The organism is Rufibacter aurantiacus, assembly GCF_017916345.1.
Classification (GTDB): Bacteria; Bacteroidota; Bacteroidia; order Cytophagales; family Hymenobacteraceae; genus Nibribacter; species Nibribacter roseolus.
Window position 1 is genome coordinate 1 of sequence record NZ_JAFMSV010000002.1, and the last position, 24,630, is coordinate 24,630.

The 24,630-nt window shown below is 51.1% G+C and carries 17 protein-coding genes and 1 tRNA gene; 7 read left to right on the forward strand and 11 right to left on the reverse strand.

Annotated features, from left to right (window positions below; translation table 11 throughout):
• Positions 1–481: 481 nt before the first annotated feature.
• From J3P34_RS05520 to J3P34_RS05530, 3 genes are read right to left on the reverse strand one after another with little or no spacing between them, the layout of a single operon-like run.
• The gene (locus tag J3P34_RS05520; RefSeq protein ID WP_210486932.1) at positions 482–1,750 is read right to left on the reverse strand and encodes an adenylosuccinate synthase; all 1,269 of its coding nucleotides are present in this window, start codon (positions 1,748–1,750) and stop codon (positions 482–484) included.
• Positions 1,751–2,098: an STAS domain-containing protein gene (locus J3P34_RS05525; protein WP_210464007.1), complete on the reverse strand. Its 348-nt coding sequence runs from the start codon at positions 2,096–2,098 to the stop codon at positions 1,751–1,753. It lies immediately after the preceding gene.
• Complete coding sequence (locus tag J3P34_RS05530; RefSeq protein ID WP_210464006.1) at positions 2,088–2,564, reverse strand: Fur family transcriptional regulator; 477 nt, start codon at positions 2,562–2,564, stop codon at positions 2,088–2,090. The genes J3P34_RS05525 and J3P34_RS05530 overlap by 11 nt, the downstream gene beginning before the upstream one ends.
• Before the next feature lie 491 nt (positions 2,565–3,055).
• On the opposite strand from J3P34_RS05530, the gene J3P34_RS05535 reads away from it, so the two are divergent.
• Positions 3,056–3,898 carry an outer membrane protein gene (locus tag J3P34_RS05535; RefSeq protein WP_210486934.1) on the forward strand — a complete coding sequence of 281 codons (843 nt, stop codon included), beginning with the start codon at positions 3,056–3,058 and terminating at the stop codon, positions 3,896–3,898.
• Between the two features lie 206 nt (positions 3,899–4,104).
• On the opposite strand, the gene J3P34_RS05540 is transcribed toward J3P34_RS05535, so the two are convergent.
• Together J3P34_RS05540 and J3P34_RS05545 are read right to left on the reverse strand one after the other, a co-directional pair.
• Positions 4,105–4,551 carry an Imm51 family immunity protein gene (locus J3P34_RS05540; protein WP_210486936.1) on the reverse strand — a complete coding sequence of 149 codons (447 nt, stop codon included), beginning with the start codon at positions 4,549–4,551 and terminating at the stop codon, positions 4,105–4,107.
• 42 nt (positions 4,552–4,593) lie between these two features.
• Positions 4,594–6,798: a RelA/SpoT family protein gene (locus J3P34_RS05545; RefSeq protein WP_210486938.1), complete on the reverse strand. Its 2,205-nt coding sequence runs from the start codon at positions 6,796–6,798 to the stop codon at positions 4,594–4,596.
• A 150-nt stretch (positions 6,799–6,948) separates the two neighbouring features.
• On the opposite strand from J3P34_RS05545, the gene J3P34_RS05550 reads away from it, so the two are divergent.
• The 4 genes from J3P34_RS05550 (at position 6,949) to clpX (ending at position 11,246) form a co-directional block, all read left to right on the forward strand.
• Positions 6,949–7,030: transfer RNA gene (locus tag J3P34_RS05550), tRNA-Leu, on the forward strand.
• Between the two features lie 76 nt (positions 7,031–7,106).
• Positions 7,107–8,435: a trigger factor gene (tig, locus tag J3P34_RS05555; protein ID WP_210486939.1), complete on the forward strand. Its 1,329-nt coding sequence runs from the start codon at positions 7,107–7,109 to the stop codon at positions 8,433–8,435.
• A gap of 420 nt (positions 8,436–8,855) precedes the next feature.
• Positions 8,856–9,554 carry a ClpP family protease gene (locus J3P34_RS05560; RefSeq protein ID WP_210464000.1) on the forward strand — a complete coding sequence of 233 codons (699 nt, stop codon included), beginning with the start codon at positions 8,856–8,858 and terminating at the stop codon, positions 9,552–9,554.
• Positions 9,555–10,013: 459 nt separating this feature from the next.
• Positions 10,014–11,246 carry an ATP-dependent Clp protease ATP-binding subunit ClpX gene (clpX, locus tag J3P34_RS05565; protein ID WP_210463999.1) on the forward strand — a complete coding sequence of 411 codons (1,233 nt, stop codon included), beginning with the start codon at positions 10,014–10,016 and terminating at the stop codon, positions 11,244–11,246.
• Between the two features lie 107 nt (positions 11,247–11,353).
• On the opposite strand, the gene lpxB is transcribed toward clpX, so the two are convergent.
• The 4 genes from lpxB to J3P34_RS05585 all read right to left on the reverse strand — a co-directional run bounded on the left by lpxB (position 11,354) and on the right by J3P34_RS05585 (position 15,011).
• Entirely contained in the window at positions 11,354–12,508 is a 1,155-nt protein-coding gene (lpxB, locus tag J3P34_RS05570; RefSeq protein WP_210486940.1) for a lipid-A-disaccharide synthase, read from the reverse strand.
• A gap of 159 nt (positions 12,509–12,667) precedes the next feature.
• A complete protein-coding gene (locus J3P34_RS05575; protein ID WP_210463997.1) occupies positions 12,668–13,087 on the reverse strand; it encodes a 6-pyruvoyl trahydropterin synthase family protein in 420 nt (139 codons plus the stop codon).
• A complete protein-coding gene (locus J3P34_RS05580) occupies positions 13,087–14,094 on the reverse strand; it encodes a FecCD family ABC transporter permease (protein ID WP_210486941.1) in 1,008 nt (335 codons plus the stop codon). Before J3P34_RS05580 ends, J3P34_RS05575 begins: the two co-directional genes overlap by 1 nt.
• The gene (locus J3P34_RS05585; protein WP_345890337.1) at positions 14,091–15,011 is read right to left on the reverse strand and encodes an ABC transporter substrate-binding protein; all 921 of its coding nucleotides are present in this window, start codon (positions 15,009–15,011) and stop codon (positions 14,091–14,093) included. Before J3P34_RS05585 ends, J3P34_RS05580 begins: the two co-directional genes overlap by 4 nt.
• Positions 15,012–15,293: 282 nt before the next feature.
• Here J3P34_RS05585 and rfaD point away from each other — a divergent pair, with 282 nt between their 5' ends.
• Positions 15,294–16,259, forward strand: coding sequence for an ADP-glyceromanno-heptose 6-epimerase (gene rfaD / locus J3P34_RS05590; protein WP_210486942.1), 966 nt, complete (start codon positions 15,294–15,296; stop codon positions 16,257–16,259).
• Positions 16,260–16,439: 180 nt separating this feature from the next.
• Entirely contained in the window at positions 16,440–17,288 is an 849-nt protein-coding gene (locus tag J3P34_RS05595; RefSeq protein WP_246853572.1) for an FRG domain-containing protein, read from the forward strand.
• 134 nt (positions 17,289–17,422) lie between these two features.
• Here the strand turns inward: J3P34_RS05595 and J3P34_RS05600 are convergent, their stop codons facing one another.
• A complete protein-coding gene (locus tag J3P34_RS05600) occupies positions 17,423–20,977 on the reverse strand; it encodes a hypothetical protein (protein WP_210486944.1) in 3,555 nt (1,184 codons plus the stop codon).
• Complete coding sequence (locus J3P34_RS05605) at positions 20,974–24,621, reverse strand: sensor histidine kinase (protein WP_210486945.1); 3,648 nt, start codon at positions 24,619–24,621, stop codon at positions 20,974–20,976. Before J3P34_RS05605 ends, J3P34_RS05600 begins: the two co-directional genes overlap by 4 nt.
• Positions 24,622–24,630: the final 9 nt, after the last annotated feature.

Consider the following 24,630-nt stretch of genomic DNA (forward strand, 5'->3'; position numbering starts at 1 on the left):
CCTCATCTAGGGAAGCGGCCTCCTTTTCGGAAGGGAGTGCAAAGGTAAGGAGAAGTTTTCATCCCGCAATAGATGCGGAAAACTTTTTCTTTCCTTTTGCGTCTACCCTAAGTTCTGCGTCCCCTCCCCTGCCGGGCGGGCTGCAAAGGTAGGGAACCATTTTGGAGTTCCAAGGCCTTTCTTGAGTAGAAAGCTTAAAACTGCTGTTCCTTGCCGGAGCCTGGGGGTTAACCCCGCTCAGGGACAGGAAGTTCCGGGGCGGAAGTTTTTTTCCAGCTTTGCCTTTGCCGAGCGGCTCCCTACCGGAGCCTAGGTGTTAACCGTTATAGGGTGTCCGGAAGTTCCAAGATTGGGTAAATTTTCTATAGGCGATTGAAGGACTTCTCAAATAGCTTGCGCATGCCCCTGCTTCCTTACCCCCTGTAAACAAAGAAGGCAAGGTGAGCTCCACCTTGCCTTCTTCTACTATTGTATCTGGCAATTACTTTACCAGAGTGCTCTTTCTATCTGGGCCAACGCTGATGATGTTCACGCTTACCTCTAACTGTTCTTCTAAATAAGCTACATACTCCAGAACCGCTTTGGGCAGCTCGTTGTAGGCTTCGTAATTCCGCAGCTCTTCGCCCCAGCCTTTCATGGTGATGTATACCGGTGTGAGATCGGTCTTATCAAGGTCATGAGGCACCTGGTCGGTAATGGTACCGTCTGGTAGTTTATAATGGGTGCAGACGCTGATCTCATCAAAGTCATCCAGTACATCGGCCTTCATCATGTTAAGCTGCGTTACGCCATTCAGCATGATCGCATACTTCAGGGTTGGCAGGTCTATCCAGCCGCAGCGACGAGGACGTCCGGTGGTAGATCCGAACTCTCTTCCTGCCTGGCGAATCTTCTCCCCTACTTCGTCATGAAGCTCTGTTGGGAATGGACCGCTTCCAACGCGGGTACAGTAGGCTTTGAAGATACCGTACACTTCACCTATATGACGCGGAGCAATTCCTAAGCCGGTGCAGGCACCTGCCACCAGCGTATTAGAGGAGGTCACAAACGGATAGGTACCAAAGTCGATATCCAGGAGAGAACCTTGCGCACCTTCAGCCAGGATTTTCTTGCCGTCCTTAATGGCTTGGTTGATCATGTACTCTGAATCTACCAAGGTAAAGGTGCGCAGGAAGTCAATAGCGCTGAAGAATTGTTGCTCCAGTTCTTCTATTTCAAGATCCTTTTGGTAAAAAGAGGCTATTTTCTGGTGCTTGGCTACCGTAATTTGGTAACGCTCTTGGAAATCGGATTGGAGGATGTCTCCTACACGCAGGCCGCTACGACCGATTTTGTCCTGGTAAGCCGGTCCGATTCCTTTTTGGGTAGAACCGATCTTTGAAGTGCCCAGAGCCTCCTCAGAGATTCTGTCCAGGCTTTTATGCGATGGCAGAATCAATTGGGCTTTCTTGGAGATGAAAAGGTTACGGGAAACATCCACTCCCCTGGCAGCCAGTTTCTCTACCTCAGTACGGAAAACGATTGGGTCCAGCACTACGCCATTCCCGATGATGTTGGTGATGTGCTCATGGAAGATACCGGAAGGTATTTGGTGAAGCACGTGCTTGGTTCCCTCAAATTCAAGGGTGTGTCCGGCATTAGGGCCACCCTGGAAACGGGCTACCACGTCATACTGAGGAGCAAGTACATCAACGATCTTACCTTTTCCTTCATCGCCCCACTGGAGGCCTACTAAAATGTCAACTGGCATTTAAACTGATTCTTTAAGAAGCTGAACGGCTTTGGTATCATCCTCGGCAATGGTAAAGATGGCGCTCAGTTTTGTGATTATTAATAACTTACGAATGTGTTCTGAGGGGTTGATGAGAATAAGCTCCCCACCGCGGTTTCTGAATTTGGTTAAGAGGGAAACCAAAACGCCAATGCCGGTGCTATTGATAAACCGCACATTGGACAGATCCACCGCTGAGAGCAGCAGCGCATCATCAATGGTATTGTTGGCCAGATCCATGAGGCGTTGCGTCTCAGGGCCTCCAATCATGTCCCCTTCCAGTCTTATGATCAGGATGTTGTTTTCTAACGAATGGTCAATTTTCATGGATGGGTGCGTTTAGTTTGGCCTGGCAGTCACCACAAATACCGTACAAATTTAGGGAGTGGTGCAGAATATTAAAATTAAGCAGATCACCCACCATGGTCTGGATGTTATGCACCCGCGGGTCACAGAACTCCACCACTTTGTGGCATTCGGTACAAATGACGTGGTCATGCTGGCGGCGGCCGTACGATTTCTCATACTGGGCCAGGTTACGGCCAAACTGATGTTTACTTACCAGATCGTTCTCTACCAATAGATCCAAGGTATTGTATACGGTTGCCCGGCTCACCTGGTAGTTCTTGTTCTTCATGCTGATGTAAAGCGATTCTACATCAAAATGACCGGTGCGCGAATAGATCTCTTCTAATATAGCATAGCGCTCCGGGGTTTTCCGGAGACCCTTGCTTTCTAAATAGGCGGTGAATATCTTCTTCACCTCCATGAATTTCACTTCATCTAGTGCCATACGCCTTCTTCTGCTACAAACTTAACAGGTTTTACGTGGGAATGCTAAAAACACCCCTAAAAAGCAAATCCAGAAAAACTAATGCCGGTAGCTTTTTCTTAGGGCTTGCCGGCATCCTGTCTCTTCAAACAAGGAACGAGTAAGGAACAAGCCTCCTTTCCTGCTTTGGCCTCTTCTTCCAGGGAAGGCTTGCCCGTTTCTGTTTAAAGCCTTGTTTTAGGAAATCATCAGAAAACAGGAAGACCATATTCCACCCATTTTCCTCCTTCCGTTTCGGTATCTGTTTCGCCCGTTTCATCCTTTGAATTAATGGGTTCATCCAAATCATTCAAATTTTAACTCGCCAAAGTAGGGGTTAGTTCTTTTCACTGTGTCTAAAGAACAGGAACACGAAATAAGAATTGTTAAGAAAGGCCTTTCAGACAATCTCATAATCCTCCAAGAAATTTTAACCCTTCAAGAATCTTTAACCCTTTCTGAAAATTACAATTATGAAAAATTCAACCTTTTTGCATGGCATGCGCTCGCTTACCCTCACAGGCTTAGTATGTTTAGCTTCTTTGGCTGTATCAGCGCAAACCAAAACAAAAACGTCACCTTCTACGCAGGCCAAAGCGAAAACCACCGCCACTGCTTCTCCGGCGAAGGCAAAAACCGCCACTGCGGCTACTGCCAAACCAAAAACATATTCAGCTTCCTCCACCGCAAGAAAATCAACCGCTGCTGCTACAACTAGAAAAGCCCCGGCTAAAACCGTTGCCTCTGCCGCTCCGGTGAAACCAGTTGAAACAGCTGCTGTTGCTCCAGCACCGGCCCCAGAAGTAGCAAGCCCGGCCAAAAGCAAAAAACAGACCTCAGCCGCTTTCGGGGGCGGGTCTAACGTAATCTCCTTCGGCTTGGGCTTGGTACACAACCTGGATTACCCTAAAGGCGGAAGCAGACTTATGCCCCTCACCTTCTCTTATGAGAGAGGATTGAACGTGGCCGCCGGCCCAGGAACCATTGGGGTAGGCGGTGTTTTCTCTTACTCACACTATAAATGGGGCGAAGGCGACTACAAATGGACAGTGATGTACTTCGGGGCGAAAGGTGCCTACCACATTGATCTGGCCAAAAACGAGAAACTGGACACTTATGCTGGCTTAAACCTTGGCTACGCCAGAACCAAAGTAAACTATGACTCTTATTACTATGGTGATGCCTCTGAGGGAGAAGTGAAAGTTGGTGTACTGGCTGGTGCCCGCTATTTCTTCACCGAGAGCGTTGGTGCCCACCTGGAACTGGAGTCCGGCCCGATGTCTCACATCACCCTTGGCCTGAGCTATAAGTTCTAAGCCTTTAAGAGAAACCACATTCTTCTGTCTGCACGTTTTCCAGTCAGTTTTCAGAAAAAGAGCCTTAAGCAGAAAACAACTATTCACTTCAACTATTGAAAAAGGAAAGCCCCACTGATTTGTAGGGCTTTCCTTTTTTATCAGCTACTTATAAGGAGCGGCAATAGTCTTAACAGGCAATGACATAATGCTGTAACCAGTTTAACTTATTCCATTTGTCCGGCTTGGTCTGCTACCTCAATAGCTTTTAACAGGATAACCTCGTCTGATTTCACCACAGAAATCAATCTGCTCACCTTTTCAAGACTTTCTTTGTCAGAACTCCAAATGGCTAGTCCTTCGGCTTCATCATCAAATCTGATTTTAGATTCGATAGTCGGGTCTGACATTTGAATAGCTCCGTAGATAACCCCCAACCAGCTAGGTCCACCTCCCTGATAACCTTTTGCATTCAGAAACTCAAGGTGGCTATCTTTTTCGTGGATATCGTAATAGTCCAGTCTGAATTCATTAGAAGTTATTTCAATGAGATTTCCCCTCCCTTTAAGGTTAGAATTATTTAGGGCGCTAAGCAATTTCTTATTTTTTAATGTCTGACTGTTGGCATTGCAACTCATAATAAAGAGCAACGGAATCAGGAAAAGGTATTTCATTTGACACTTAAGGTTCAGATTAAATTTAAGTCTATCCATAATTTAAGAGTCAAATCGGTCTACGCTCAGCACGCCATTTACTTTCAACAATTTCTGGATCAGTTTCTCCAGTTGCGCAGTGTCATTCACGAACACCATCAGGCGACCTTCAAACACGCCGTCATGCGAGTCAATGGTGATGGAACGCATGTTCACCTTCAAAGAGTTGGAGATGATCTTAGTCACGTCATTTACCAGACCTACCCTATCGGTTCCTTTGAGCGTGATACCCGCCAGGAAGGAAAGTTCCTGCTGGCCGGTCCATTTAGCCTTCACAATGCGGTGCCCATAGTTAGACATCAGCTCCACGGCTTTGGGGCAGGTGGTCCGGTGGATGGTGATGCCATGGTCTACCGTCTGGAACCCGAACACGTCATCGCCAGGGATGGGGTTACAGCAGTTGGCCAGCTCATAGTCAATCTTATCGGTGCCGCCGCCAATCACCAGCAGCTGCGAGTTGACACCCCTTATTTTCTCCACCTCCTTGTCAAAGTTGGAACCCACTAACAGGGACGCCGGGCGGTATTTCTCGCTCTGCGGATTAAAGATGTATTCTTTGATTTCTTTAAGGTCAATGAGGTTCACCGCCACGCGGTAAAAGAAATCCTGCAGCGAGGAAGCGTTGAAATAAGCCGCCAGCCGGTTAAGGTTCGCCGCCGAGGGCTCAATAGACAAAAGCTGCAACCGGTCCACCACCTGCTGGCGCCCTTCCTCGGCTTTTCCTTTGCGTTCTTCGCGCAAAAACTCTTTTATTTTGGACCGGGCCTTGGAAGTGGTCACAAACTTGAGCCACTCGCCGGTAGGTTTCTGCTTCTGCGAGGTCAGGATCTCCACCTGGTCCCCGTTGTGCAGACGGTAACTAAGCGGCACCAGTTTCTGGTTCACCTTCGCGCCCAAACTTTGGTAACCGATCTGGGTGTGTATTTCGAAAGCAAGGTCCAAAGCGGTGGCACGGTCTGGCAGGATGATGAGCTCGCCTTTGGGCGTAAAGACAAAGACCTCCTCCACAAACAAGTTCGTGCGGAATTCGTCCAGAAACTCGATGGCGTTGGTGTTGTTCACGTCCAGCATGTCGCGCACCTTGTTGATCCAGTTGTCCAGGCCCGACTCAGTAGGCCCGGTGCTGCCGGTTTTGTATTTCCAGTGCGCCGCGTACCCACGCTCCGCGATGTCGTCCATGCGTTTGGTCCTGATCTGCACCTCTACCCACTGTCCGGTCTTACTCATCACAGTGGTATGCAGTGCCTCGTAACCGTTGGCCTTAGGCGTACTGATCCAGTCGCGCAGGCGGTCCGGGTTAGGCTGATAGAAATCCGTCACAATGGAATACACGCGCCAGCAGACGGGTTTCTCCTGCTCATAGGGCACGTTCAGGATTATCCGGATGGCGAACAGGTCATAGATCTCCTCAAAGGTGACGTTCTGCTTCTTCATCTTCTTGAGGATGGAGTAGATGGACTTGGGCCGCCCCTTTACCTCAAAATCGGTGAAGCCCTGCCGCCGCAGTTCTTCCTCAATAGGACCGATGAAATCAGAGATGAACTTGTTACGCGCCGCTTTGGTCTGCCTGATCTTGTTGGAGATGAACTTGTAGGTCTCCGTATCGGTGTACTTCAGGTGCAGGTCCTCCAGCTCAGACTTTATGGCATACAGACCCAGGCGGTGCGCCAGCGGGGCGTACAGGTACATGGTCTCAGAGGCGATCTTGAGCTGCTTATCGCGGGCCATGCTGCCAAGCGTGCGCATGTTGTGCAGGCGGTCGGCCAGTTTGATGAGGATCACGCGCACATCGTCTGAGAGCGTGAGCAGCATCTTCCGGAAATTCTCGGCCTGCTGGGAGGTACCGTATTCAAATACGCCTGAGATCTTGGTGAGGCCTTCAATGATGCGGGCTACGCTGGGCCCGAAGTCACGCTCAATGTCGGCAATCTCCAGATCGGTGTCCTCTACCACATCGTGCAGCAGGGCCGCTACAATGGAGGTGGTTCCCAGTCCAATCTCCTCCACGGCAATCTGGGCTACGGCCAGGGGGTGTAGAATGTACGGCTCGCCAGACTTCCGGCGCATGTCTTTGTGGGCCTCCAACGAGGTGTTAAAAGCCTTTTTTATGATCTTGGCGTCGTTGTCCTTTAAAAAAGGCTTGGCGTGCCGCAGTAACTTTCGGTAATGGCGCAGAATCTCTTTTCGTTCTGCTTCGTGGTCAATCATAAGGGTAGGTACATCAAAAACGGGGGTCTGGCAAATGCCAACCCGTTTCTGACCTCTTTTTATAAATTTCAACAAAAAAAACGAAAGAGAGTTGCATAAACAAAAAAGAGTTTGCTACATTTGCAGCACCAAATACAAAAACACATTGATGCGGATGTGGCGAAATTGGTAGACGCACTAGACTTAGGATCTAGCGCTGCGAGGCATGGGGGTTCGAGTCCCTCCATCCGCACAAGTCAAACCCTCAATCCCAACCGGGGTTGGGGGTTTTTTCAATTTAACCGTAGCACAATTAAACTCTGATAGCTTTGAATATCACCCTCAATCAAACCGATGGCCAGAATGCCAGCCTAAAAGTTAGCCTGCAAGAGGCCGACTACGCCGCCCGTGTAGACGAGCAAATCAAAGAATACAGCAAGAAAGCCAATATCAAAGGTTTCCGCCCTGGTAAGGTTCCGGCTGGTTTGATCCGTAAGATGTACGGTAAAGGCATTTTGGTGGAGTCCATCAACCAGTTGCTGCACGAGTCTGTAAACAACTACATCAAAGAAAACAAACTGCGCATCCTGGGCGAGCCGCTTCCGGACCGTCAGGATGAGAACGCCATTGACTGGGACAACCAGAAAGAGTTTGAATTCAGCTACGCCGTTGGTTTGTTGCCTGAGTTTGAATTGCCTTTGAACGAGGTGTCTGTGCAGAAATACGACATCGAAGTAGACCAAACCACTGTTGACGAGGCTTATGAGCAGATGCAGCGCCAGTTTGGCCAAACCACCAATCCGGAGGTTTCTGAAGCCAATGATTACCTGTACGGCGACTTGAAGCAAGTAGATGGTGAGTTTGAGACCAAAACGCTTCTTCCTTTAAACAAAGTGTTAGCCGGTGCCGAGAAATTCGTAGGCGTGAAACCAGGCGACACCATCACTTTTGACATCCGCGAGGCGTTTGGCGATGATGCCGCTTTGGCACACGTGACCGGCCTGAGCAAAGAAGTGACCAAAGACCTGAACGGCGAATTCACTTTCACGGTAGAAAAAATCAACCGCACTGAGCCCGCCGAGATGAACCAGGAGTTCTTTGACAAGATCTTCGGACAAGGCAACGTGACCACGCAGGAAGAATTTGACGCCAAAGTACGCGAGGTGATCAAAGAGAACTATGACCGTGAGGCTGTGAACGTGCTGGACCGCGACGTGATTGACCAACTGGTAGACAAATCTTCTATTGAGATCCCTACTGAGTTCTTCAAGCGCTGGTTAGCCGTTACCAACGAAGGCAAAATCACCCCAGAGCAGATTGACGAGTTCTATGACCAGTATGTGAAAGAACTGAAGTGGTCAATGATCCGCAACAAAGTGGTGGAAGAGAATGACATCAAAGTAAGCAACGAGGATGTGGTGAACAGCGCGCGTCAGAAAATGATGGCCCAGTTCAACATGCCAGAGGTGCCAGAAGAGATGGAAGCCACTTTCAACAACTTCCTGGACAACCACCTGAAGCAAAACAACGGCCGTAACTTCGTAAACGAGTACGAGGCGCTGGTTGCTGAGAAAGTGCTGGAGTTTGTGAAAGACAAAATCACCATCACAGAAAACACCGTTTCTGCCGAGGAATTCCGCAACAAAGTAGGTGCATAAGCGGTACTACTTCATAAAAACAAAAAAGTCCTTACATACAGTAAGGACTTTTTTGTTTTCAACAGGTACCACGCAGCACGTATAGGCTAGTATCTCTTCCCTGATCGGAAGTAAAGGCAAGCGGTGAAAAACGGCATAAAGGTTATTCTTCGGGAAAATCCTTTATCTTGACCCGTGGTACGCACCTGGTGGTACGCAAAAGACGGCACGCATTGGCCCTCCCCGGGCATGAATTACAGAGAAGTAGAGAGAACGCCTCCTGCCCCGTCATCGGCCATAATGGCAGTAAAAAACCATTAATCGTTTTTGGCCTGATTTTAGGAAAACATCCCCAGAACGGACAAACCCAGTTTGTTACTTCTGGTTATTCTTGTAACCATCGCGTTTCTTTTTAAGTTAAGGCATCTAAACAGAACCCTTATGTATACTAAAGACGAATTCAGAAAATTTGCCGTGCACGGCCTGGGCATGAGTGGCCTGGGCGTTGACCAATACCTCACCCACATTGAAAGCAAGACCAGCATGCAGCCAACCAGCATGACGCGTTCCGTGATTGAGGAAAGACCTACCAATTTCCGGGAGATTGACGTTTTCTCCCGCCTGATGGTAGACCGTATCATTTTCCTGGGCACCCAGGTAGATGATTATATCGCTAACATTATCACTGCCCAGTTGCTGTTCCTGGAAAGCGTGGACTCTAAAAAAGACATTCTGTTGTACATCAATAGCCCGGGAGGTTCTGTGTACGCCGGTTTGGGTATCTATGACACCATGCAATACGTACAGCCAGACGTGGCCACCATCTGTACCGGTTTGGCAGCATCTATGGGTGCGGTGTTGCTTTGCGGCGGCGCCAAAGACAAACGCTCTGCCCTACCCCACGCCCGCGTGATGATTCACCAGCCAATGGGTGGAACCCAAGGACAGGCCTCAGACATTGAGATCACCGCCCGCGAGATCCTGAAGCTGAAGAAAGAGCTGTACGAGATCATCTCCAGCCACAGCGGCAAACCCATTGAGGAAGTTGACAAAGACAGCGACCGTGACTACTGGATGATTGCCCAGGAAGCCAAGGAATACGGCCTTATTGACGAGGTGTTAACCCGCCATAAAGCATAAGAAACACTATATTGTAAACTAAAAAAGGCCTGCTCTGTAGCAGGCCTTTTTCATGTGGCTCCGTTTTTTTAACAGCAACCAACTACTTTTCTACCGCATATTTCCGTTGAATTTTCATTCTAAGAAGTAAGGCACTTTCCTGATATTGCCCATGTTTTAAGGGTATATTCCTGAATACAGGCGTAAAACAATGGGCAATTCAAGGCCTGCAAAGATTTTTTATGCGCAGCTTTTAGGGTAATTGTACCTGCTTTGTTCTGCCACATATAGCACAGCGTATTCTGCTTCAATCAGATACAACATATGCTATATTTTATAATACCCTCGCTTCCAACCACTTCCTGACGCATGTTGGATAACTTGTGCAAAAATATTTTGGCGTAGTGCCTAACCAATTTTGTAACTTTGTCGTACCCGGCGCACCTAAAGCCGGACAATACACATCCCACTCTTCGGTTTATGGCAGAAATAACGTGCTCCTTTTGCGGAAAGAATAAGAAAGAGGTGTCTGTGATGATCTCAGGCATCAATGCGCATATCTGTGAGCGTTGCATTGGACAGGCGCAGCAGATATTGAATGAGGAGAACCGGTTACGTGCCACCAACCGGGCGCCTAAATTCAACCTGATCAAACCAAGGGAAATGAAAACCTACCTTGATCAGTTTGTGGTAGGCCAGGACGAAGCCAAGAAGGTAATGTCTGTAGCGGTATACAACCACTACAAGCGCCTCATGCAGAAACCCAAAACCGATGACGTAGTGATCGAGAAATCAAACATCATCATGGTGGGCGAAACCGGAACCGGTAAAACTTTCCTGGCCCGTATGCTGGCCGGTATCCTGCAGGTTCCGTTCTGTATCGCTGATGCTACCGTTCTCACCGAGGCTGGTTACGTAGGCGAAGACGTGGAAAGCATCCTTACCCGTCTTCTTCAAGCCGCTGATTACAACGTAGAAGCTGCTGAGCGCGGCATCGTGTATATTGACGAAATTGACAAAATTGCGCGTAAAAGCGATAATCCATCCATCACCCGCGATGTGTCTGGTGAAGGTGTGCAACAGGCTTTATTGAAACTCTTGGAAGGAACCTCAGTGAACGTTCCGCCGCAGGGAGGCCGCAAGCACCCAGAGCAGAAAATGATCTCCGTGAACACCGAGAATATCCTGTTCATCTGCGGGGGCGCCTTCGTAGGCATTGACCGCCTCATCAAGAGCCGCCTCAACACCAAGCCTATCGGGTTCTCATCCACCAACCTGGAGGAGAAAATGGACACCGAGAACTTCCTGCGCTATATCACCTCTCAGGATTTGAAATCCTTCGGATTGATTCCTGAGTTGATTGGTCGTCTGCCGGTAGTGACGCACCTGAACCCGCTGGACAACGAAACCCTGCGCCTGATCCTCACTGAGCCGAAGAACTCTTTGGTGAAACAATACAAGCGCCTGTTTGAGATGGAGAACATTAACCTGGAGTTTGCCGAGGAAACCCTGGAGTACATTGTGGAGAAAGCCGCTGAGTACAAACTGGGTGCCCGCGGTCTACGCTCTATCTGCGAAGGCATTATGACTGACGCCATGTTTGACCTGCCTTCTGAGGAACACGAAGGCGGTACCACTGATCTGGTCATCACGCTGGATTACGCCCGCGAGAAATTTGAGAAATCAGCGGTGAAGAAACTGAAAGTAGCCTAAGCGTTTCTTTCTAAACCATAAAAGTGAAGGCCTCCTCTACTGCTGGTAAGGGAGGCCTTCTCTTTTATATGATAATCGGTTTTAAGCCAGGTTTTCGGAAAAGAGCCTTAAAATGCGGTCTTCAAAGGCTGACTCGTTTCCTGGGCCGTTTTGCCTTCTTTCAGATATTGCACCATCAGTTTTGCGGCGGTCTGCGAGGTATTGAAATCGCCAATCAGTTCCTGCACGCGTTTGTAGCCCTCCAGTTGGGCGGCCCGGCCTGCTGGGTTGTTCAGAATGTTTTTCAGTTCCCGCACCAGGTTTTGCGCGTTCATATCGCCCTGGATGAGTTCCGGCACTACTTTGCGGCCGGCAATCAAGTTCACCAAGGAAATGTAAGGCACTTTGATCACGGCGCGGCCAATCCAGTAAGAAACGGCGCTGGTGCGGTAGCACACTACCTGCGGTACACTGAACATGGCCGTCTCCAGCGTGGCAGTTCCGGAAGTCACCAAAGCGGCCTCGGCGTTGGCCAGGATATCATAGGTCTGGTCGTAAACGATTTTGATGAACGGCTTGCGATTGAAGTGCTCGTAATACTCCCGGTCAAAGTTGCTCACGGCGGCTACTACAAACTGGTAATCCTGGAACGGCGGCAGAATGCTGAGCATGATGTAAAGGATGTTCTCTATCTCCTGCTGACGGCTGCCGGGCAGCACCGCAATAATGGGACGCTCATCCAGGTCGTTGTCTTTCCGGAAGTTGGGGTTTACCTGGTGCGCGGACACCGCGTCTGACACAGGGTTGCCCACGTAATCGGTTTTGTAGTCAAACTTCTGGTAGAAGTCTTTCTCAAACGGCATGATCACGAACATCTTGTCCACCAATTTCTTGATGGTGTGCACGCGTCCCTGGTTCCAGGCCCAGATTTTAGGGGAGATATAGTAGAAGACTTTAAGGCCGTGTTCTTTCGCAAATTTGGCGATGCGCATGTTGAACCCGGCATAATCCACCAGGATCACTACATCCGGCTTATACGCCAGTAGGTCGTCCTGACACTCTTTGAGAAAACGCTTGATTTTGAAAAGGTTCTTGGCGGCCTCCAGAAAGCCCATGAAGGCCATCTCCTGGTAGTGTTTCACCAATTCTGCCCCTGCGGCCTCCATCATGTCGCCGCCCCAGCAGCGGATGTGCGCCTCTGGATCTTGCTCATGCAATTGCTTGATCAGGTTGGAGGCATGCAGGTCTCCAGAGCGTTCTCCGGCAATAATGTAATATTTCATTGAGTGGTGTCTGAACAGTAACAGGGCTTGAACAATGAACAGCCAATATCTCCTTCCGGACACAATGTTTGTGCCAAAACGATATTAAACAGCTGATATTGTTCTATATAGATAAATTATCTCGCCTTGTTCTTCCTCCGTTAGTAGTTTGATCGTTAGTTATTCTCCAAAATATTCCACAAAGTTACGAGGGGTCTCATACAGCTTTAAGCTGTGTAGTTGCGCACTGGATGATATACGAGGGATTAGGGGATTGAGGATGTTCCAGAATTCAATGACCAGGTTTTCTGTGCTGGCCAGTTTGCCTTCCATGAACGCCACGTCCATGTTCAGGTTCTTATGGTCCACTTTCTTGATGATGTGCTCTCTTATAAGAGTACTCAGTTTCTTTAAATCAATCACGAATCCTGTATCAGGATCTGGCTTTCCCTTCACCGTTACTATCAGTTCATAGTTGTGCCCGTGCCAGTTGGTGTTTGCGCAAGGCCCAAAGACTTCTTTGTTTTTTGCCAGCGACCAATTGGGGTTGTGCAGCTTGTGTGCCGCGTTGAAATGCTCTAATCTGCTTACGTATACCATTAACTGAATCGGTAATTCTTTCTCCGCAGCAAATATACGAAGAAAGGCACACCAAAGAAGGAAGTTACGATACCAACTGGCATGCCGGCCGGCGGATAAATCCACCTGGAAATCAAATCACAGACCACCAGAAACAAACCTCCGGCCAGGGCGCAGGCAATCAAGTTGAACCGGTTGGTAGTACCCAGCAGCGCGCGCGTGATGTGCGGCACCATGAGCCCCACAAACCCCACCGGCCCCGAGAACGCCACCGCAAACCCCGTCACCACCGAAACCGCCCCAAGCATAATCCACCGGATGAGCCGCACATCCACTCCTAAAGTCTCCGCGCGGTCAGCGCCCAACAGTAGCACGCTCAGATGCCGCTGTAGAAAGAAAAACAGCACTAACCCTGCCGCCAACGCTACCGCCGGATAACCCAAGTTAGACCAGTCTGCCTTCTCGAAACCGCCCATGCTCCAGAAAACCACCGATTTCAACTGGCTTTCTGAATCTGACAAAAACATAATGAGGCTGACCAGCGCAGTAAGCAGAGAACTGAGGGCCACTCCCACCAACAGCATCTGACTTGGCACCAACTGACCTCTCCGAGAGCCCAATAACACAACCACCAACGTCACTGCAAAGGAACCCACCAAAGCAAAGAACGGCGGCAGGTACAGGCCCATAAAAGTGAGATCAGTGAGAAGAAAGAAACTGAAAGAAGCGCCTAGTGAAGCACCAGAGGCCGTACCTAACAGGTAAGGATCTGCCAGGGCGTTATTCACCAAAGCCTGCATAAGGTAACCAGAGAAAGCCAGCGAGGCCCCGGTGAGAAAAGCCAGCAGCAAACGAGGCAGCCGCAGATGGATAATGCTGTAATGCGTGGCGTTTTGGGCATCATATTCAAAAATCGCCTCTAAAACGGTAACATAGGAGGTATCTAAGCTCCCCACCTTGAGCCCCAGGAAAAGCCCCAGAGTCAGCAGCACCAGTAATCCCAGCAATATGGGCAGGGCCTTTCTCACCTTAGCACGGCTTTAAGCTCAGCAATGCCTTCTACCACGCGCGGACTGGGCCGGGACATGAGGTCATCGGTTACGTCATAAATCCTTTTCTGCTGGTAGGCCTTGATGCGGCGCAGCTCGGGGTACAAAGAGAAGAACGTCTTTTCCATCTGGTCAAAACTCCCCCCGATGATCACATCTGGGTTCATCTTAAGGATATACTCGCGGGTGAGCGCCGGGTAAGGCTGGGCGAATACATCGGTGACGGCGTTCTGTCCGCCGGCGTAGCGGAGTTTATCGGTGAATAGGGTGTTGCGGCCGTACACATAGATGGGGTCTTTCCAGGTAATGGCTAATACTCTTGGTTTGGTGCCGCGGGTAGAATCAGCGGCCAGTTGGTTTAACCGGGTCTGGAGGGAATCTGCCACTGCCTGGCCCTTTTCCCGGCGGTTCAAGAGAAATCCCAGGTTTCTGATGCCATGCAGAATATCGGTGACGCTATCGTAGGCCTGGAAATAAATAGGGATGCCCATCTTCTGCACCTGCGCCGCCACTTCCATGGAGATAATGCCTTCGGTGGCAAACACCACCTCGGGTTTTAGGGAGAGCAGCTTCTCATAATCCATGGGATAGTTGTTCACCACAGGTTTGGTAAGCGCGGCCGCAGGATAATCGCAGTTCTGGGTACGGCCCACAATGGTGGCGGTATCAGCGACGGCGAAAAGCATCTCGGTCATAGACGGGGCCAAGGCTATGATGCGGCGTGGTTCTACCGGCAGTTTTACCTTTCGACCCAGGTCATCTGTAACGGTATGGAACTCAGCAGTGGATGGGGCGGCTGCCTTTCTGGAATCGCAGGAGAAGAAAAATAGCAGGCAACCAAGCCCCATGAAAAGCCGCAGGGTGGACATGGAAAACAGAAAGTTGGTTTGTTTCACGAAGAACAGATTCTAGGAGACTGGGCCAAAGATACAGCATTTGCCCGAAGCATAAACAGCGCGGCCTCCCACCTTCCCTTGTCGTTTCCCAACCGTTTTTTTAGAAAGATCCTTCAAATGAAAATCAGCCTATTCACATAGACGTTGTTTCAGGGCTGTTTTCTAGGAATTTGGCTTAAAACAGAAATCTCATGCTTAAGCCGGGCCTAACATCAGCACGGCCCACAGTTCAAAACTTTCGTACCTTTGGGTAGCTTTGCACACAACTTAACCCCTGTATACATGATAGTAGTCACCGGAGCGGCCGGTTTTATAGCCAGTTGCCTTGTTTCGCGTCTCAATGCCGCCAATTTCAATGACATAGTGGTGGTAGACAACTTTTCCGTGGCGAAAAAGCTGCCTAACGTTGAAGGCAAAAAGATAAAGGAATTTGTGGACCGCCACGATTTCTTCATTTGGCTGGACAAGCATTATGAGGACGTGGAGTTCATCTTCCACCTGGGTGCCCGCACCGATACCACCGAAACAAACCTGGAGGTACTCAATCTCCTGAACCTGGACTACTCCAAAAAAATGTGGAACGCCTGCTGCGAGTACCAGATTCCGCTGGTATACGCTTCCTCGGCGGCCACGTACGGCTCCGGTACCCTGGGCTATGACGATGAGGAATCCATTATTTCCCTGCTTCGGCCACTCAACGCCTACGGCGAATCTAAGAACGACTTCGATATCTGGGCGCTGGAGCAAACCGCCAAGCCGTTCTTCTGGGCGGGCCTGAAGTTCTTCAACGTCTACGGACCCAACGAGTACCACAAAGGCAGAATGGCCTCGGTGGTGATGCACGCTTTCAATTCCATTAAAGATACCGGCCGCCTTACCTTGTTCCGGTCGCATAACCCAGACTACGAAGACGGCAAGCAGATGCGTGATTTCGTGTATGTGAAAGACGTGGTAGACGTGATGTACTGGCTTATGCACCACCGCAAGAACTCTGGGATCTATAACCTGGGCAGCGGTGAGGCCCGCACTTTTCTGGACCTGGCCTTCAACACCTTCACCTCCATGGGCGCTGATATCAACATTGATTTCAAAGACACCCCCGAGGACATCCGCGATAAATATCAATACTACACCCAGGCCAACATGGCTAAACTAAAAGGCATTGGGTATGACAAACCGTTCCATACGCTGGAACAGGGCATCCAGGATTATGTGCAGAATTACCTTATCCCAGGTAAATACTACTGAGAAAACAGAAGAGCAGACATAAAAGTCTGCTCTTCTGTTTTAAAGCTGATTTCCCAAAAACAGTCTGTAAACAGACCGTTCTTTTCATTAACTTCAGCACAGTAACCCCAATTCCTCCTTGCGTATAAATACCAAAAGCATTTGAATTAACTCTTAATCTGTTTTAGCAGCCGAACTCCTATGGCCTACTCCATCGTAGAAAACGACATGAGTGAAGAAGCTTCATCTGATTCTTTGGCGATGCCCAATGATTTACGCATAGAGACTTGGGAAGAACTGCAGCGAGAGCTTTTTCGCGATTCTTGGGACGATAAACTTAACCGATACCGCTCGCCCTACGTTTTCCGGGGCCTCTGGAACAAGAGATATAATCTCAAAACCAGCCTTATGCGCATCGGGGGGGACTACCCTAAATTGGAGCCCCACCTGCTCCGAAACTTCCGCAAATACTCCCGCGGCACTACCATGGGAATCGGCGAGTCTTTTTGGAACTGGCTTGCGGTGGCCCAACACCACGGTCTGCCCACCCGCCTCATGGACTGGACCTACTCACCGTACGTGGCGCTGCACTTTGCCACCTCAGACCTCAACAACTTCCATGAAGACGGCGTGATCTGGTGCGTGAATTATGTCAAATCCACTGATTACCTGCCCGAGAAACTGCAGCAGGTGATCCGGAAGGAAGGCTCCAATGTGTTCACCCCCGAGGTGCTGGAGCCTATTGCCACCTCGCTAAACAGCCTGGGCGAATTCCAGGAAAAACCGTTCGTGTTGTTCATGGAGCCGCCTTCCCTGGATGAACGCATCGTGCACCAGTACGCGCTGTTCTCCATGATGTCCTTGCCAGACGCCATGCTCTGCGACTGGCTCCTGGACCACCCCGAACTCTATTACCGGCTCATTATCCCGGCCAAACTGAAATGGGAAATCAGAGACAAACTGGACCAGGCTAACATCACCGAGCGCGTCCTTTTTCCCGGCCTCAGCGGTATCAGCGCCTGGCTCCGACGCCACTACACCACGACTTAATTTTGATTGAGAGAATGAGTGTTTGAGAGAGTAGGTAGCTATTCTCGGCTTGTTTTCATGAAAACAGCCCTAAAACATTCTCTCCTTCACTCCTCTAAAATTCACTCAATCTCTCATTCATTCAATCACTCATTCTAAAAGAGCACCGATACCTGCATGCGGCCGGTGTGTATGGTGCGGATGCCCTGGGGTTTGCGGCCGTCGTAGTCCAGGGTGATGTTGAGGCCGCTGCTGAGGCGTTGCTGCAGGGCCAGGTTCCAGGTGAGGTTATTGCCGGCCCTGAAACCGTTGAGCATCTCAAACGCTACCGGCGATGTTTCCAGCCCGGTGTAGTTGATCTTGATGTACTTCACAATTCCCGTTACCGTCCGTTTCCCTACCTGGCTCAGGCGAGTTTCTGTGCCCAATTCATGGAACTGGGCCCTTTCCTGCGCGCCCTGCTCATTGGCTTTGTTCATCCACTGGTAAGTGCCGGTGAACCGGATCGTGGGGTTGGGCTGGTAAGAGAGTTCCGGCATGGCTTCCCAGGACCGGATAAGGAAATTCTTAGTGGTAAGGTAATTGGAGGCGCTTTCCCGTTTGGCCCTGGTTACGTTTAATTGGCTTGAAAACACCTCGGTCAGGTTCACGCGCACCAGCACCTGCTGGGTGGTGTTGTTGCGGGCATCGGTGCCGTTGGTAAGCAGGATTTTCTGCAGCCCCTGCTGGAACGTCCACTCCACCCCATATTTAGGGTTGCTTCGGTTGAAGTAAAGCGTGTTGCGGTACGAGCGGTTCAGGGAAAGTAGACTGGTATCCGCGAAGTTCAGGCTGAACGGGTTGAAGCGGCTGCGCAGGTTATCATCGGTGGTGCGCTTGTCAATCGTCACAAAAGAAAGCGCCGAGAACTTGGCCAGGATTCGTTTCCATTTGATCTCTGAATTCTGCCAATCGCGGGGCAAACTGCTGTTGAGGCGGTAAGTGAAGTTGTTTGTGTACGCGATCACGTATTCATCCGTGGGAATGAACAGCCGGATGAAGTTCCGGCGGTACGGCGGGTCTGAGGGCTGCGATTCAAAAAACTCGTTCAAATCCTGGCGGCCATCCTGGTTCAGGTCTTCAAAGAAGTGGGTTCCCTGCCCGGGAATGGTCTCCACAAACAGGTACTGCCGTTTCAGCTCGCGACCTGTGCCAATGGCGTAGGTCATCTCGGAGCGCAGGTGGCGGTCCAGGAAATCGCCGGTCCAGTTGATCTTGGAGAGCACGGTGGTCTCGCGGAGACTGTCCCGCGCCTGCAGGTTGCGCAACGTGATCAAAGCGGTGATCTGCTGATTCTTTTTGATGACGGTACTGGTGCTGAAATTGAAGGTGTTGGCCGTCTGTTTATTGCCCAGTTCTCCGTTTTCCGGCCTGAAGTCTACCCGGCGGCTGTACTCAACCCGGTACTTGAAATTGGCGGTATCGCGGCTTTCCACGAAGAAAAGGTGGTCATCAAAGTAGTTTGCGGAGCCCAGCAGCGCTTCGTTGGATTTTGAGGTGATGCGGTTTTTATCGAAGCGGTAAACGTAGCCCGGGGTGAAGAACTTGGTCGGGTACTGCACGCCAATCTCACCGCGCACCCAGTTAGAGGTACTCTCCGTTTGCTCATTCTTCAACATAAAGAAATTGCCGCGCAACTCCAGCCCTTTCAGTTTCTGCGTCATCTCCACGTAGTGCTGCGTGCCATCTACCTCCGTAGGGCGCAACCTCCGGCTGATACGGTAATTGATAAAGTGCAGAGCGTCTTTTACCCCTCCCACCGAGAAGGTAAAAATATGGTCCTCAATCCGGGATTGCCGCGCCAGGGTGGTGTTGGTGGGACTGCTCCAGTCGCGGTCAAACTCAATGTCGCGGTAGCGGTCTATGGGCGTGAAGTTAGGATCGGTGTACTCATAGGTCATCGCGCTGCGCAGCTTGTAGTCGCCCAGGAACTTGACGTTGCGGTCATTCAGCTGATAGCCCACCCTAATGGCTTTGCCCTGGTCATCCTGGGAGTCCAGGTTGGAGTAGCGGTTGAGGTCGTTTTTAGAGCCGGCCACTTCCAGGAAAACGCTGCTTTTCTCGTCCAAAGACCAGGTTCCGCCTAAGGTCATCATCTGTTTCTGGATGGGCGTGGGCAGAATCCGGATGGGCTCGTAGCGGCCCTGCGGCACGCCGTTCACGGGTTCCACCCACTGGAACACGCGGCCGTTCACGGTATTGTTCTGCAGCACGTAATTACCTCCGGTGGCCACCTCGGTGAAACTCACGGCGTAGTAGGCTTGGGTTGAATCGGTGGAGAATTGGTAGATGGGATAGGTGCCGCTGGCGGTCACGGTGTCTTTGCGCAGGTACAGCACCTGGTTTCGGTCAAAGCGCACGGAGTCACCGCTGGGAGCGGCCGCCAGGTCCAGCCGGTCGCCTATCTGCGAGAGCAGGCGCTTTTCATCGGTACTCAGGTTCAAGGTAAGCGGACTGTTAGGATTGTCTGCCTCGTTGTAAAAGTTGCCGTACACGTTGAACTTGCCCATTTTCTGGTAATGGCTGGCGTGCACCACGCTGCGGGTGTAGTTCAGGTCTGAATACTCAAAATCGACGCGAATACGAGAGTTGCGGGTAATGACCCATTTGGGCGTGAAGGTGATCTCGGCCTGGTTGTAGTCGATGACATAATCAAAGTCAAAGCCCCGTTGCAGCAGCTTGCCGTCCAGGTACACCCGCTCTGAGTTGGCCAGCACAATGATGAAGCGCTCGCCGTTTGGTCCGCGCAGGCGGTAAGGCCCCTGCACGCTTTCAATGGGTGTGATGTTCTCTGAGGCGAATTTCCCCTTGGCCACCGAGGCCGCCACTGAGGTAGCACTCTCCCAGCCGGGTTTCCCTCGGTTCACCTCCAAAGCCCCACCCTGCACGTTTTTGTAGAACCGCAGGAAATGTGACAGCGGACGATTACGTAACACCACATCGCCACCGGTCACCGTCCAAAGCCGGTGCTGCAGCGTGATGAACACCCGGTCAAACTCCTGCAATTGCTGGGTATTCCCCTCAGGCTGGAACGGGATGTTCTGGTCCGTAATGGAGGCGGTGATGTTGATCTCATCGGTGAGTTTTCCTTCCAGCTGCAAGTTCAGCGCCGAATTCACGAATACGTTCTGGGTATTGCCCACCGAAACGCCACGCGAGATGCTACCCGTTTTGTTCAGGCCCGGCGTTTTGAAAAGCTCCTCGCGGGGAGCCGGTTGGTCAAACACGTAGGAACGCTCAAAGGAGGTGGAATCCCAAGTGCGGATGTCGCGCTTGAAACGGCGGTTGGAGATATTGAGCGGCAGCACCCGGTAACAAACCAGCACCGAATCTGTTTTGGGGCCGTTTTTGGAAAATCGGGCCGAAAACGCCCCGCTGCTATCCCGGGCAATGCTATCGGGTTTGAGGCTTGGAACTGGCTCAGGTGCGGGCAAGCCGATGAACTGGAACAGGTTGGTAACCGGGTCATAGTGGAACCCCAGCGGCTTCCTGATCTGGCGGCGGTCCAGGATCTCGATGGTGTTCTCGGCCACGGTCAAAGAATCCAGCTGGAAAGTGCCCGGCTGCAGTTTCACCCATTTGCAGCGGCGGTTAGTCAGCTCCTGCGCCTGGGTTTGCCCTGTCCACAGAAGTGCCGTTACCAGGAAGAGTATGACGCCCCAGGGCTTCATGGCTGCACCACCGGCAATTTCAGGAAGAAAGTGGTGCCCACGTTTTCCTGCGTCTCAAACCAAATGGAACCGCCAATGGCCTCCACCCCTTTTTTCACCACCGCCAGCCCAATGCCGGAGCCTGAGTATTTGGTACTGAAATTGGGAACGAAGATCTTGGGTTGCACTTCAACCGGAATGCCGGTGCCGTTATCTTTCACCGCCACCAAAGCCCACTGCGCATCCACCAATTCCAGCGTCACTTTTAACTCGGGGGTTTCTGAAGAAGGCACGGCCTGCAAGGCATTCAAAAGCAGGTTGTTGAAAATCCGGATAAGTTGGTTTTCATCGGCGCGCACGTACACCGGCTCCTGGGGTAGCGCGACTTCCACCCGGTGCTGTTGCGGGTTCAAATGCAAATCAGAAGTTCTGCGGATCAGTCCGTTCAATTCCAGGGTCTCCAGTTTCAGATCGGGCATGGATGTGAAGTTGGAGAACGAGGTGGCGATGTCGCTTAGTACATCAATCTGCGTGATCATGGTGTTAGAGATTTTCTCCACCAGTTCCTCCAGGTTGCTGCGCCCATCCTGCATGGCTTTGCGCAGGTACTGCAGCGAAAGCTTCATGGGCGTGAGCGGATTCTTGATCTCGTGGGCCACCTGCCGGGCCATCTCTTTCCAAGCCGCTTCCTTCTCGCGCAGCGCCAGTTCCCGCTTGCTTTCCTCCAGCTTCTGCAGCATCTGGTTGTACTCATGCACCAACAACCCAATCTCATCGCGGGACTGGTACACCAGTTTCTCGTTGCTGCCCGTGAGCGAGGTACGTTTTAGGCGTTCGGTCAATAATTGCAGAGGCACCGTAAGCGCGCGGGTGGCCACGTAACTCATGAGCACGAATAGCAAGAACAGCACCGTGAAGATGTTCAGGATGGTGGTGATCAGCTGGATCAATTTGGTGTTCAGTTCCTTTTCAGAATCAAAGAACGGAATGGCCAGGTAACCCTCGGGGCTGTTGGTGGGTCGATCTCTGAGGGGCACGTAGATGGTGCTGTAGGGCAAAGTGCCGGCTTTTTCCTGCAGTAACACCCGGTTCAGACCCTGCTCCTTGAGCACCTCGTAGGCCCTGGGGTTGAGCCTGGTGGAAAGCACCCCGGCTTCAAACAAAGCGGGCTGGCTGGATATCCGCAGTTCACCGTCGGCATTGTAGATGTTCAGCTCAGCCTGGGCCACCATGGCCAACCGGTTAATGCGGCGAGCCAGGGAATCGGCGCGGCCTTTGAACAGGTTAGGCCCCCAGTTACTCGTAAGGATATTCTGCCGCACAAAATCGCCTTGGTCTGTGTAGCCCCTGATCAGATCCTGCCGGTAAGAATTAGTCACCAGACTTCCTATGGTAATACTCACCAGCACCAAAGGCACCAACACCCCCAAGTTCAGGAATAGCTGGATCTTGGTCCCGAAGGTAGAGAGAATGGTATCCAGCAAATGGCCCCGGTAAAGCATCACCAGCAACAAAAGCGAGAACAGCGAGAAGGAATGCAGCAGGAACAGGAACGAAAAATTAGATAACCAGGACCGGGCCCCATACGCCGGCGTGCTCACCAAAGCCACAGTACCACTGCTGGAGCGGGCACCCAGGTGGTGGTAATCCGCAATGTTGAGTCCTTGGGTATACAATTGCGGAATGTTGAAGAGATTGGGCGAGAACAGCTGGCTGTACTCAAAATACCCTTCGGTCTTCAGCCACCGGTTTCCTTTCCGGAGGGCATAGCTGCTGGAGGGAATAGTGTTTTCCTGGGAGCTTTTCCGTTCTACCAGTAATTCTGGCAAAACGCTGTTGGGTGCCGTTATCTTTGGGCTCACCTCCAGCACCAACGTTACCCACTGCTGAAAATCAACGGGCACTTTGATCTCCTGCAAATACGTGAACCGGCCAGGGTCACTTTCTGAGCCTACCAATAGCTGCCCCCGTTGGTTCGTGCTTTTAGACCGGGGCCCCCATCTTTGGGCATAGGCTTCAAAAGTGGAAAGGCTGTCTAAATCATTAAAGCTTTCGCCGGTGAAGTCAAACATGCGCACCGTCACCGAGTAGTTCTCCGTGATGGCACGCAGATGATGACGGCGAATTTTCTGATCCACTATGTTCAGTTTGCCCCACGGAGAGTTGAACACGTGCTGGATCAATGGATCCTTGCTTATGTCCTGGGCCGCTTGAGCCAGCAGATATTCCGTTAAATCGTCACGGTCTTTGAGCAGTTGAGAAGCCAGACGTTGTTTATCGGCGCGGAGCTGCACCGCATAGAGGTCATACAGAGCTGCGGCACCTAGGCTAGCACTGAGGATGTTAACCATGAAAATACTGGAGTAAATACCGGCTCGCTGGCCCAGGCGTTGGTGCAATTGCTCCCACCCCACTAAAGCCGCACTGGCGAACAAGACAATCCAGTTGCCACTGGGGGCATCGCGCCAGAAAGCCCAACCCAAGGCCAGCACCAACACCGTGATCCAAGTGTAAGCAAACGGCATTTTACCGGCGGCGGTAAAGGGCAACGCGCTGAGTAACAGCCGCAGAATCCAGCTCAAAGCCAGCGTATGGAGCACCATCACCAGGTACAACAGCAGCTTCTCAGGCCCAAACTGGATGTTCTGGGTGATGTCTAGGTTTGGCTGGGAGTTCACGAAAAGGCTGCGGTAGGTTTCGTACCAGCTAATGATCACCAGGGTTATAATCACCCCAATGGCAATACAGCTCCACAGCTGTTTTTGGGGAGTTTTATGAAAAACAGACCCAAAATGGACAGGCCGGCCAAACCTGTACACCAGCAGGGCGATAGTAAGAAAACAGATCTCGTTCAGCAGAAGATCTCCCAAAGAAGGTGACCACCAGGCGGCGGCATAAACCCGTGGACTGAACAACTCCAGGTCCTGCACATTGTTGGGGAATTGGGACCATAGCACAATGACCCGGAGCACCAGCAACCCCAGGATCATGGTCCACAAAGCAGCGATCTTTCTCCCTGATTTTTTAAGCCTCTGGTGAACTGTGACAAGGCAAAGCACCGCGGCTATAATGGAAAGGATATACAAACCTAAGGTAAACTTGCCGGCATGCAGCCATTGCCCTGGTTCCAGCACCTGGAGAGAGAAGAGATAATTACCGCGCGCATCGGCAATAGGAATGGCCGCCCCGCCTCTTTCCACCTGGATGGCCGCCACGTGGTCTTCAAAAATCTGAGGATTAAGTCCGCTGCGCAGATAGGCATTGCTGATCCCGTACCGTACCTCCAGCGGAATCACAGCCAAAACAGCATAGTTCCTGGAGGGCTGTTGGCGCAGCACAATAAACCTCCCGAACCTGTTTTCTACAACCTGTTGTCTTTTCGTTAAGTACCTAGGGTCCAGTTCGGGCCGGAGGGAATGCTCAGACCAGAACTGGAGTTTGTTCTGGCGGTAAACAAAAAGCGGAATGTTGGTTTTGGGCAGATTTCTGGAAAAGAAGCCAGAATCAGGAGACAGGCTGTTGGAAACGGCGGCCATCTCTTGCTCCGCCTCCTGCATCAAACCATGCAACCGCTCTTCCACTTCTTCCACCATCTGCTTCTCGGGAGCTTCCAATAAATCACGCTGGATGCTCACCTGCAAAAAGGCCGCAACTCCCCCAAACAAAAGGGATGT